This is a genomic window from Mesorhizobium sp. (assembly GCF_024509055.1).
GTDB lineage: Bacteria > Pseudomonadota > Alphaproteobacteria > Rhizobiales > Rhizobiaceae > Mesorhizobium.
The window spans coordinates 1-11670 of sequence record NZ_JANINM010000497.1 but is presented as its reverse complement, the minus strand read 5'-3'; the positions used below and the strand labels follow the sequence as shown (position 1 = coordinate 11670).

Sequence of the window (11670 nt, the reverse complement as noted above, 5' to 3'; positions counted from 1 at the left end):
GCCTTGTCGATGACGGTGAAGAACAGCGGGTCCTCACTGGCCTCGACCCTGTCCAGCCATGGCTGGAAGGCGGCGCGGTTCTCCGGCGGATAGTCCGGCAGCCAGGCAAAGCGGCCGCCGGCGTCCGGCACCGACGAGGCTTCGTAGAGACCGTCGCCATGCTTTGCCGCGCTCAACGGCTCGAGCCGCACATAGCGTCCTTCGAGTGGCTTGCGTTCCGGACGCGGACGCGGCTGCCAATTCTTTAGATTCTCCGACACCGGTAACTCCAATCCGTTTGACTTTTACCAGCGAACGCTCACAAAAACGCTCGCCCACAGAAAGAACCACAGGAATGGGAAAAATGCTCCACACGGTCGCGGCTTTCGATCGTCTCGGCGAGGAAAATGCCTTCGCGGTGCTCGCGCGGGCCACGGCACTTGCCCATGAGGGGCGCGATATCGTCAACCTCGGCATCGGCCAGCCGGACTTCAAAACGCCGCAACACATCGTCGAGGCGGCGATCAAGGCGCTGCGCGACGGGCATCATGGTTATACGCCGGCGAACGGCCTGCTCGCCACGCGCGAGGCGGTAGTGCGCCGCACGCTGACCACCACCGGCGTCGAGGTGTCGCCCGAGAATGTGATGATCCTGCCTGGCGGCAAGCCGACCATGTTCGCCGCGATCCTGATGTTCGGCGAACCGGGCACGGAAATCCTCTATCCCGACCCGGGCTTTCCCATCTACCGCTCGATGATCGAGTTCACTGGCGCCAATCCGGTGCCGGTGCCGATCCGCGAGGAGAACGGCTTTGCCTTCTCGGCGGAAGAGACCCTTGCGCTGATCACGCCGAGGACCAGGCTTCTGATCCTCAATTCACCGGCCAATCCGACCGGCGGCGTGACACCGCGCGCCGAGATCGAGAAGCTGGTCAAGGGACTGGAAAAGCATCCTCACGTCGCGATCCTGTCGGACGAGATCTACGACGTCATGACCTATGACGGCGAGACCCACCACTCGCTGCTCAACTACCAGGAGATCCGCGACAGGCTGATCGTGCTCAACGGCTGGTCGAAGACCTGGGCGATGACCGGTTGGCGCATGGGCTGGTCGATCTGGCCGAACGGCGACAAGGGCGCGCATCTCTATGACAAGGTGCGCAAGCTGGCGGTGAACTGCTGGTCCTGCGTCAACGCGCCGAGCCAATATGCCGGCATCGCGGCCATCGACGGTCCGCAGGACGATGTCGCGACGATGATGCGCGCTTTCGACAACCGCCGGAAGATCGTGGTCGAGGGCCTGAATGCGCTCCCCGGCATTTCCTGCATCACCCCGAAGGGCGCCTTCTACGCTTTTCCCAATGTGTCGAAGACCGGCTGGAAGGCGAAGAAGCTTGCTTCGGCGCTGCTGGAGGATGCCGGCGTCGCCCTGATCGGCGGCCCCGACTTCGGCGTGCTCGGCGAAGGCTATATCAGGCTTTCCTACGCCAATTCGGAAGAGAACATCCTGCGCGCGCTGGAACGGATCAAGGCATTCCTGGCGAAGTAATCGCTAACCCCTGCCGACGAACGGCATCTTGGTCGCCATAACAGTCATGAACAGCACATTGGCGTCGAGCGGCAGGCTCGCCATGTGGAGCACCGCGTCGGCGACACGCTGGACGTCCATCACCGCCTCGGCGGCGATCGAACCGTTGGCCTGCGGCACACCGACGGTCATCGGCTGCGCCATCTCGGTCAGGGCATTACCGATGTCGATCTGGCCGCAGGCAATGTCGAAGGGCCGGCCGTCGAGCGCCAGTGTCTTGGTCAGGCCGGTGATCGCGTGCTTGGTCGCCGTGTAGGGCACTGAGCCCGGGCGCGGCGCATAAGCCGACACCGAGCCGTTGTTGATGATGCGGCCGCCCATCGGCTTCTGCCGGCGCATGGCGCCGAAAGCGGCGCGCGCGCACAGGAACGAGCCGGTGAGATTGACGCCGACGACATCGTTCCAGACCTCGATCGGGATCTCGTCGATCGGCGTCGATTTGTAGCCCATGCCGGCATTGTTGAAGAGCAGGTCGACGCGACCGAAGGCTTCCACCACCGTCTCGAACATGTCGTCGACCTCGACCGGCTTGCTGATGTCGCAGGCGACGGCAAGCGCCTTTGCCTTCGTCTGTCCGGCCTCCGCGATCGCCTCGTCGAGCAGCGTCTTGCGGCGGCCGCAGAACACTGTATTCCAGCCGCCCTTGAGCAGCGCCGTGGCGACGCTTTTGCCGATGCCGGTGCCGGCGCCGGTAACGATGGCGGTTTTCTCTGTCATGGCTGTCATCACCGTCCTCCCCGGTCACGTCTGGAAGAAGACGTGGCATCGCAAATGACGGGGACTATGACAAGCGGCTGTTGCCGACAAAAAGGGCGGTCATTGGCGACCGCCCTGATCTGAACCGCGCTTGGGAGGAGGATAGCCGGTCCGACTGGTTAGAATGATGCGCTTGCTGGGTTAACGAAAAGTTAACGGCAAATCCGGCGTGCTAACCCTGTTGCCTACCAACGCGGGTTGGGCGCGGCGCCAACCGGCGCCTTCGCCGCCGACACTGTGGCTTCGACATGGTCGACCAACGAATCCGGCAACCCGAGACGGCCGGCCAGCAGGTCGAGATAACCGCGTTCCGTGCGCGTGTCGGGATCGATGGTTAGCCGCGAGGCCGTGTAGAGCTCGAGCTTCTGCGCATCCGTCTTGGCGCCGGCGACCAGCGTGTCGAGATCGAGCGGACGCTGGAGTTCGGTCATCAGGAACTCCTCCGCGTGCGGACCCACGCCCGCGAGCTTGAGCTTGTCGGCGATTTTCTTGCGTTCATCGTCGTCGACATGGCCATCGGCCTTCGCCGCCGAGATCATCGCGCGTACCAGGGTGAGCGTGAATTCATCCTCGCCCTGTGGTGCCTGGGACGGGTGGAAAGCGGTGTCAGCGGGAGGCGGCAGCAGTTCCGGCTCGGCCGTGGTAGACGCCTGCGCCGGGTGGGCGCCATTCTTGTAGTTCTGGTAGGCCTTGTAGGCGAGGCCGCCAATAGCCGCCAGCCCGCCCAGCTTGACGGCCGCACCCGTTACCTGACGGCCGGCGCCGGTGCCGAGCAGCACCGCGGCCAGCGCTCCGGCGGCGAGCGGATTGTCCTTCGCCATCTGCACCGCCTGCCCCGCCTTGTCGCGGACCGTCGATCCCGTGCCAGGAATTTGCGAGCCGAGAAGGTCGTCGAGCAGCTTCTTGGGGTCGAGCATCAATGCCTCCAGAATGGGCCCGGCCGAACACGCCCGGGCAGGGTTTCGGACCGGCATGAGGTAGGACCCATGCATGGACATTACAATGACGGACGGACGCTTTGTCGCCCGATGCCCGCACGGCAAAAGCGCGACCCGTGTGTCGAAAGCGGGCCGCGCTTCGGATAGGATCGGCGGTGAACTCTGAAGGAGCAAGGCAATGCCGGATGCAACCAGCCGCGAGCCGGCGCGAGATCCCCAGGACCTCGAGCGCCTGCTGGTCGATCGGCAATGGGCGGGCGACGTCGAGGGGATGCTGGCGCTGTTCGAGCCCGACGCCATTGTCGACAGCGGCGGGGAAGAGTTGGTTCGCGGTCGGGAAGCCATCCGCGCGCTCTTCGAACAAGGCTTGGCCACGGGCCAGAAGTTCCAACGCGGCGAGGAGCGCCCTGCCCTCATCAACGGCGACCTTGCGTTGACGTCGACGAGGCTGCCCGACGGCAGCGTTACGACCGAGGTCGCCCGCCGCCAGCGCGACGGAACCTGGTTGTGGATTATCGATCGATATTCGGTCGCGTTTTAGCTTCCGATATGGCGCTTGCCACCACGCGCTTGCGCCAGTTCGACCTGGCGATGGCGCTCGGCATAGCGCTCGCGGTCTCCGTTCGACCGCGCTTCGAAGCAATGCGGGCATGAGACGCCGGCGGAGAATTGCGGCGACAGCCGGTCCTCGACGGTCAGCGGATGCCGGCAAGCTCGGCAGAGCTCTGCGTCTCCCTCGATCAATCCGTGCGAGACCGAGACGCGCTCGTCGAAGACGAAGCATTCGCCTTGCCACAGGCTCTCCACGGCCGGCACTTCTTCGAGATATTTCAGGATGCCACCCTTGAGATGGAACACGTCTTTGAAACCGAGCGACTTCACATAGGCAGTCGCCTTCTCGCAGCGAATACCGCCGGTGCAGAACATCGCGACCTTGTGGCCTTCGAGTTCATCCCGATGTTCCTCGACCCAAGCTGGAAACTCGCGAAAGCTCGAGGTCTTCGGATCGACCGCGCCCTTGAAGGTGCCGATCGACACTTCATAGGCGTTGCGCGTGTCGATGACGATGGTGTCGGTCCCGGAAATCAGCGCGTTCCAGTCCTCGGGCGCGACGTAGGTGCCGGCGCTCGCTGCCGGATCGATGTCCTCCACGCCCATGGTGACGATCTCGCGCTTCAGCCGCACCTTCATGCGGTGGAAGGGCATCTCGGCGGCGCCGCTGTATTTGACCTCCAGGCCTGCAAGACCTTCGATCGCCTGGAGATAGGTGATCAACTCCGCTATCGCGTCTTCCCTGCCGGCCACCGTGCCGTTGATGCCTTCATGCGCCAGAAGCAGCGTGCCCTTGATGCCGCGTCCGCAGCAGAAGGCGGCGAGCGGCGCGCGCAATGCCTCGAAGCCGTCGAGCCGGGCAAATTTATATAGCGCGGCGACACGGACCGGCCGGGTTTGAGCGGTATCTGTCATGGCCATGCCACTAAACCGTGCTGAAAGCCGTTTCAAGGCAGAGCGGTTATGCGCCTCCCGCGCGATGTCACGCGAAGCCGCGTGACATCGCGACACGCCCGCGTTCGTGGACTTGAGGTACTCGCTCTGCTAATCGGTTGAAATCCACGGTATCGGAGACAAGCGAATGACCAGCAAGACCGAAAAGCTCCTGTCGCTCCTCAACGGCCAGCCGGTCATTCCCGTGCTCAAGATCGCCAACGTCGCCGATGCGGTGCCGCTCGCCCGCGCCCTTTCACGCGGGGGCCTGAGGGCGATCGAGATCACGCTGCGCACCGCGGATGCGCTGGAGGCGATCCGCCGTGTCGCGGCCGAGGTCGAGGAAGCAGTGGTCGGCGCCGGCACCATTCTCGACGCCAGGCAGTTCGAGGAAGCGGCGGATGCCGGCTCGAAATTCATCGTCAGCCCCGGCGTAACCAGCCAGCTCCTCCACGCCGCGAAGGACAGCCCCGTACCGCTTCTGCCGGGCGCCATCACGCCCGGCGAGATCATGACCGCGCGCGAAGCCGGCCTGCGCTTCCTGAAATTCTTCCCGGCCGAGCAGTCCGGCGGCATCGCTTCGCTGAAAGCCTTCGCCTCGCCGCTTGCCGACGTGAAGTTCTGCCCGACCGGCGGCATCACCGGCAAGAACGCCGCCGACTACCTTGCCCTGCCCAACGTCATCTGCGTGGGCGGCTCATGGGTTGCGCCCGACGATCTTGTCAAGGCCGGCAAGTGGGACGAGATCGAAGCGTTGGCGCGTGAAGCGAGCACGCTGGCCAGGTAGTCGCGCCCGCGCTCACCAGGGCAGCGGACCGTTCTCGTCGAAGTAACCGCCTGTCGGCCCACCGGCCTCCAGCGTCGCCAAGCGCACGATGATCCCGGCCGCCTGCTGCACCGTACGGCCACCCCTGTGCGCATTGAGATCGGTCGCGGTGTAGCCTGGAGCGGCAGCGTTGACCATGATGCCGAGCGGTGAGAGCTCCCTGGCGAAGGCTATCGTTATGGAGTTGAGCGCCGTCTTCGAACTGCCGTAACCCATGACATTGGGCGACTGGTCGCTGGCGGCGCGCGCTAGCGAACCGAGAAAACTGCTCACCATAACGACACGAGAGGCCGGCGCCGCCAAGAGCAGCGGCAGGAACGACTGGGTGACACGGACCGGACCGAAGACGTTGACATCATAGGTGGCCTTCATGTCGGCAATTGTTTCCCGGCTCGGCGGTCGCTCGTAACGCCCATCCGGGCCGAGTCCGTCGACATATCCTGGAGCGATGCCGGCATTGTTGACCAACGCATCGAGGCTGGGCACCTGCGCCGCGATGGTCTTCGCGGCGGCCGCCACGCTGACGTCACTGGTGACGTCGAGTTCGAGCCATTCGACGTCCAATCCCTCGGCGCGCAATGCCGCTGCCGCGGCGGCGCCACGCGTGGCGTCGCGAGCGCCGAGCCAGACTTTGGAGCCGATCGTCGCCAAGCGCCGCGCGGTCTCCAGCCCTATGCCCTTGTTTGCCCCGGTCACCAGCGCGTTCTTCAGTGCCGTCATATACATGTCTCCTTTTCCGTGATCTGGAAGATGACCTGAAACGATCGGCTTTGCGCGCCGGAACCTCTCTTGCTCTTGCCTAATCCTCTCAGATGCGGGCACTTTGCGTGTCACCAAGGTGCGCACTTTTGGCGTCACGTGCGCGTCATCTGCACCCCGCTCGGTTGCCTGGGCTGCAGGGATCGGCGATGTTGGAACGATGAGCGAACCACTGCGAGAACTGATCGCGATCGCCGGCCGCCATGCACGCGGACGGCGCACGAGGACGGCCGTACCTCGTGTCACGATCGGCCGCAGCGAGGTTCCGACGCCTCCGCTGCCCGAGTTGTGTCAGCCCACTGTGCTATTCGTGCTGCAGGGCGAGAAATCGGTGCTGATCGGCGACCGCACGCTTCGTTATGGTCCCGGCAGCTATTTCGTCTATGCGGTCGAGACGCCCGCCACCAGCCAGTTGATCGAGGCCAGTGCGGTCCGCCCTTACCTGGCCATCGCTTTTGCCCTCGATTTAGAGTTGATCGCCGCGTTGCTTATCGACCACGTGCCTGCGCTCGTCGGCGATGGCTTTGCGACCTGCCCTGCCGGTGACGATCTGCTCGATGCATGGCGCCGGATGCTGCGGCTGCTCGACCGGCCGACCGAGATTCCCGTGCTCGCCCCGATGCTCGAGCGCGAGATAGCCTTCCGGCTGCTGCAAGGTCCGCAAGGCGCGAAGCTGCGCGAACTGGCGCGAGCCGACGGGCGCCTGTCGCAGATCCGCCGCGCCACGGCGTGGATCCGCCGGCACTACAACGAGCCGATCGACGTCACGGAACTGGCCCGGCTCGCCCATATGAGCAATGCCGCGTTTCACCGCCACTTCAAGGCGGCGACGGCCATGAGCCCGATCCAGTACCAGAAGCAGGTCCGCCTGCTGGAGGCCCGCCACCTGCTGATCGCGGAACCGGGCAACGCGGCGCGTGTCGCCTTCACCGTCGGTTACGAAAGCGCATCCCAGTTCAGCCGGGAATATGCCCGCCATTTCGGATTGCCTCCGATGCGCGATGCCGCGCGGCTCCTGTCAAGGGGAGAAGCGCCGTCGCTGGAGGTCGATTAGCCAACTTACCCTTCGTAAAACCCGGCCGGCTTACGCCGACCGGGCAAGGTCGATGTAACGCAATTACCTGCAGACTTTGACCTTCTCGATCACCTTATGATGGTGCCGCCAATGCGTGACCAGCCTTGTTTCGCAGTGGTGCCGGTGGTGTGGCCTGACGACCATTGTTTGGGCTTGTGAGGGAGCGATTGACGCCGATGCCGCCACCACCGCCAGTGCTGACGCCAAAAGAATTTTCTTCATGATATCCTCAGGTTGGAACGAACAACCTTTAACCTTCGAAAGGAGCGGAGCGTTCCGCCTTCACGACAAGTTTAGCCGGGTGTGAGTTCGATCCGGTCCGGCCAGAATGCCGTCGCCAACACCACAGCGGGCTAGCTCGACCCGAAACAAAAAAGCCGCACCGGTCGCGCGGCGCGGCTTCAGTATCCTCAAGCGGCTTGCTATTTCGTCTGGAAACGGGCGACCGAAAGGAACTTCACGGCGTTGCCGGTGAAGCGGCTTGCGTCGGGCGTCTCGGCGTCCGTCTGGAAGCCCGCCGTATAGACCTCGCTCGGCGGCGTATGCACGATGTTGTAGGCAAAGCGCGGCGCGGTCGTCGAGCTGGAAACGGTTGCGATGTTCTCGCCGCTGCCCAGCGCCCAGCGCGCCGCCTGCGGCGGCGCTGCCACCACGGTCGCCTTCGGTCCGGGCTTCATGTCGCGAGCCGAGGCCCTCGACTCCTTGGGCGTGGTCTTCACGCCGGCGCCGATTGCCTGCGCCGGGTCAGTGCCCGCTGGGCGCGCGGCGATGGCTTCACGCGGCGACGCCGCGTCCACGCCCGACGGATCGTTGAAGGCGGAACGGGGTTGCTGCGGCTCAGTCAGCGACGCCAGCTGATATTCCGGGCTGCTGGCGCTCACGGTGCTCGTGGCGCTGGCCTGCTCAAGAACGGCCTTGATCTCATCCGGCTTGCTCGTGTCGGGACGCGCCGTCGGCAGCACCGAGAATGCGTCGGTCGCGCTCTTGTCCTGCGCGGCTGTGTCCGCAAGCGCCAGCAAGACGTTCTTGTCCTTGGCCGTCAGTTCGACCGGCGTCGAGCGGTCGGGTCTCCAGGTCGGCAACGGAATATTGTTGACCGCCACCTGGGCCGGATCGGCGGCCGCGGCGTCGGCGGCATTGGCGGCGCCGAACGGAACCTTGCCCGGCGCCTGCGCGGTCGCCACGGCTTGTTCGGTCGCGGCGGAGGCATCGGCCGTTGCGAACGGCACGTTCTCAGGCGTCTGCTGTCCGACATCGACCTTCGGACGCGGCGCGAAAGCCGGTACCGGCACTTCTTTCGGCGGCAAGGCGGCTATGATCGTCTCCGGCGTACCCTGCGAAGGCGTATCCTGCGAATCGTCGGCACTGGCGTCCGCGATCTGCGGAATATTGGCGCGCTTGGCGTCCTGCGGCGCCACAATCGCAATGGCCGAGGAGGTGCCGCTGCGGGCCGTGGCGACCTGTACCTGTTTTACGGCTTTCGCCTGAGGCGCGCTGTCATCGGCTTCGTCATCGGCCTCGTCCTGGCCACCGCCAAACCAGGAGAACAAGCCACCGGACCGCTTGGTCGTACCGCCGGCACTGGCCAGCTCGATGTTGGGCGTGCCAGAGCCGGCGCGCGCCTTGTAGGCGGCCAGTGCCTGCTCGTAGCCCGGCAGCGGCCGGCCATCACTCGGCACATGCAGCGTCTTGCCGTTCGGGAACAGGCCGACCAGTTCCTGGCGGCTGATGCCCGGCCAGTGGCGCACATTGCCCACGTCCATGTGGACGAAAGGCGAGCCGGAGCTCGGGTAATAGCCGACGCCGCCGCCCTGCATCTTCAGGCCGATGTTGCGCAGCTTCTTCAGCGGCACGCCTGGAATGAAAAAGTCCATCGCCTTGCCAAGCATATGCTGGCTTTTCTCGGCGACACCGCGGCTGCGGCTGCGCAGCAGCGCATTTGTCGAGGGCGAACGATAGCCGCAGACCACCTGGATGTAGTCGGTCGCGCCGCTTTCGCGGTAAGCCTCCCACACTAGGTCGAGCAGCCGCGGGTCCATCTTGGTGGGCTCGTTGCGGCGCCAGTCGCGCAGGATGATGTTGATCTTGCGAAGCCCTTCCGGATCGTAGCGCCCGTTGCGCTTGTACACGATCTCGGCCTTTTCGTGCGTATGCAGGTGATAGAGCTTGAGCGAACGGACTTCCGCTCGCGCGCCCGAGGCGGCTGCGGACAAGAACCCGACAGCAATGATCACAGCTGCCAGCCACTTCGGCCAGACGCTCATGAAAAGATGCCGCGCGTTTTTGCGTCGTTCGACTTTGTTCAAATCAAAAGGCCTTGCAGGCTGCCGTTTGTCCCCGGATTTGCCCAAACGGATGTGTGGTTTTCACATCCGAATATCGATCCTAATGGTTAATCATCGCTTATTGAAGCCGAAATGCGGTAACACAGTGGCGATATCCCGTCAAAAATGATGCACCGCTTTTCGTGGTAAATCACTGGTTTAAATCGGAAATCCGCCACGAGCAGCCACACGAACTGTTACCGTTAGCCTTAATGCGTGATCAGCCATACCCAAGCAACTGTTTAACAGTGCTTTTTCGGGCAAAAGCGACAAATTGACTCAAGGTTTAGCTGGATCAGACCTATTACCGGCCGCACGTCAGGACGCCAACCGGTCGACACGGCCAGCTTCGGGGTCAATGCCATATTCCTTCAACTTGCGGTAGAGCGTCGAGCGGCCGATCCCAAGGCGCCGAGCGACCTCGCTCATCTGGCCGTTATAGTGGTCGATCGCGAGCTTGATCATCTCGAACTCGACATCGGCCAACGCCCGCACATTGCCGCGCTCGTCGAGCGCCCTGAGCGTGCCGAAACGCGTCGGCGGCCTCGCCGCCGCATCGTCACCGGGCAAGTCATTTTCTGACCCGCTGGAGGCGCGGCCCGCCTGCTCCGGCTGTCCGGCGGCCTCATCGATGTCCGCTGACGCCGGCTCGACGTCGAGATTGACCGTTCCTTCCACCTGCGCCCGGATCTGCGGGAATTCCTCCTCCGTTAGCAAGTCTCCTTCGGCAAGCACCGACGCCCTGAATACGGCGTTTTCCAACTGCCTGATGTTGCCAGGCCAGTCATAGGCCTGCAGCATCGCCAGGGCCCTGGTCGATATGCCGGTGAGGCGGCGGCGCGGATCGGCCGGCGCGACCTTGTCCATGAAATGGCGAACCAGATGGGGAATGTCGTCGCGGCGGTCGCGCAGCGGCGGCACGAAGATCGGGTAGACGTTCAGCCGGTAGAACAGATCCTCGCGGAACTTGCCGTCCTTGACCCGCTGCAGGAGGTCGCGGTGCGTCGCCGAAATCAGCCGGATGTCGACCTTGACGGTCGAGCGTCCACCGACCGGATCGACCTCGCCCTCCTGGACCGCGCGAAGCAGCTTGACCTGGACGTCGAGCGGCAGGTCGCCGATCTCGTCGAGGAACAACGTGCCGGAATGCGCCTCGACGAATTTGCCGGTGTGCTTGTCGGTGGCGCCGGTGAAGGAGCCCTTCTCATGGCCGAACAGGATCGATTCCACCAGGTTGTCGGGAATGGCGCCGCAGTTGACGGTGACGAAAGGTTTCGAGCGGCGGTCGCCGCTGCCCTGGATGGCGCGCGCCACCAGCTCCTTGCCGACGCCCGACTCGCCCTCGATCAGGATCGGAATGTTGGAGGCAGCCGCCTTCTGGCCGAGGCGGATCACACGGTCCATTGCCGGGCTGCGCGTGATCAGGTCCTTGAAGCTGAGATGGCCGCCGCGCCGCCGCGACGTGCGCTTCATCTCGTCCTCGACCGCCTCGACTTTCAGCGCGTTGGAGATCGATGTCTGCAGCCTGTCCGGAGAGGCCGGCTTGACGACGAAGTCGAAGGCGCCATGACGCATGGCGGAAACCACGGTCTCGATGCCGCCCTGCGCGGTCTGCACGATGACAGGGACGTTGATGGCGCGCTCACGCATTGCCTTCAGCACGCCGATGCCGTCGAGGCCAGGCATGACGAGGTCGAGGATGACGACCGACACGTCACGTGAGTCCGGACCGTCGAGCACGCCGAGCCCAGCCTCGCCGCCATCGGCGACGATCGCGCTGTGGCCGAATTTCGTTACCGCCGCCTCGAGCAGCCTGCGCTGCACGGGATCGTCATCGACTATGAGTACGGAACCTGTCATGACTGTGTTGGCTGCCCGGCCCTGAGAAATCCCCATGGATCATCTTGGCACAGGGTTCTAAATAAGGTTTCAAAAAACCC

The 11670-nt window shown here is 64.2% G+C and carries 10 protein-coding genes and 1 pseudogene; 4 read left to right on the top strand and 7 right to left on the bottom strand.

The window, feature by feature from the left end:
* Positions 1 to 260 (bottom strand): annotated as a pseudogene (locus Q0L57_RS29340) (GNAT family N-acetyltransferase); the annotation flags it as partial.
* 83 nt (positions 261 to 343) lie between these two features.
* On the opposite strand from Q0L57_RS29340, the gene Q0L57_RS29335 reads away from it, so the two are divergent.
* The gene (locus Q0L57_RS29335; RefSeq protein WP_296746582.1) at positions 344 to 1528 is read left to right on the top strand and encodes a pyridoxal phosphate-dependent aminotransferase; all 1185 of its coding nucleotides are present in this window, start codon (positions 344 to 346) and stop codon (positions 1526 to 1528) included.
* A gap of 3 nt (positions 1529 to 1531) precedes the next feature.
* Here the strand turns inward: Q0L57_RS29335 and Q0L57_RS29330 are convergent, their stop codons facing one another.
* Both Q0L57_RS29330 and Q0L57_RS29325 read right to left on the bottom strand, forming a co-directional pair.
* Positions 1532 to 2284, bottom strand: coding sequence for an SDR family oxidoreductase (locus tag Q0L57_RS29330; protein WP_296746584.1), 753 nt, complete (start codon positions 2282 to 2284; stop codon positions 1532 to 1534).
* A 224-nt stretch (positions 2285 to 2508) separates the two neighbouring features.
* Positions 2509 to 3240, bottom strand: coding sequence for a tellurite resistance TerB family protein (locus Q0L57_RS29325; protein ID WP_296746581.1), 732 nt, complete (start codon positions 3238 to 3240; stop codon positions 2509 to 2511).
* Positions 3241 to 3439: 199 nt separating this feature from the next.
* On the opposite strand from Q0L57_RS29325, the gene Q0L57_RS29320 reads away from it, so the two are divergent.
* Complete coding sequence (locus Q0L57_RS29320) at positions 3440 to 3802, top strand: nuclear transport factor 2 family protein (RefSeq protein WP_296746580.1); 363 nt, start codon at positions 3440 to 3442, stop codon at positions 3800 to 3802.
* Here Q0L57_RS29320 and Q0L57_RS29315 read toward each other — a convergent pair.
* Positions 3799 to 4728 carry a rhodanese-related sulfurtransferase gene (locus Q0L57_RS29315; RefSeq protein WP_296746583.1) on the bottom strand — a complete coding sequence of 310 codons (930 nt, stop codon included), beginning with the start codon at positions 4726 to 4728 and terminating at the stop codon, positions 3799 to 3801. The genes Q0L57_RS29320 and Q0L57_RS29315 overlap by 4 nt on opposite strands.
* 166 nt (positions 4729 to 4894) lie before the next feature.
* Between Q0L57_RS29315 and Q0L57_RS29310 the strand changes: the two genes are divergently transcribed.
* Positions 4895 to 5533: a 2-dehydro-3-deoxy-phosphogluconate aldolase gene (locus tag Q0L57_RS29310; RefSeq protein WP_296746579.1), complete on the top strand. Its 639-nt coding sequence runs from the start codon at positions 4895 to 4897 to the stop codon at positions 5531 to 5533.
* Positions 5534 to 5545: 12 nt separating this feature from the next.
* Here the strand turns inward: Q0L57_RS29310 and Q0L57_RS29305 are convergent, their stop codons facing one another.
* Entirely contained in the window at positions 5546 to 6292 is a 747-nt protein-coding gene (locus Q0L57_RS29305; RefSeq protein WP_296746578.1) for an SDR family NAD(P)-dependent oxidoreductase, read from the bottom strand.
* A gap of 199 nt (positions 6293 to 6491) precedes the next feature.
* Between Q0L57_RS29305 and Q0L57_RS29300 the strand changes: the two genes are divergently transcribed.
* Positions 6492 to 7385 carry an AraC family transcriptional regulator gene (locus tag Q0L57_RS29300; RefSeq protein WP_296746577.1) on the top strand — a complete coding sequence of 298 codons (894 nt, stop codon included), beginning with the start codon at positions 6492 to 6494 and terminating at the stop codon, positions 7383 to 7385.
* 443 nt (positions 7386 to 7828) lie between these two features.
* On the opposite strand, the gene Q0L57_RS29290 is transcribed toward Q0L57_RS29300, so the two are convergent.
* Entirely contained in the window at positions 7829 to 9670 is a 1842-nt protein-coding gene (locus Q0L57_RS29290) for a DUF882 domain-containing protein (RefSeq protein WP_296746575.1), read from the bottom strand.
* 378 nt (positions 9671 to 10048) lie between these two features.
* Positions 10049 to 11590: a sigma-54 dependent transcriptional regulator gene (locus tag Q0L57_RS29285; RefSeq protein ID WP_296746574.1), complete on the bottom strand. Its 1542-nt coding sequence runs from the start codon at positions 11588 to 11590 to the stop codon at positions 10049 to 10051.
* Positions 11591 to 11670: the final 80 nt, after the last annotated feature.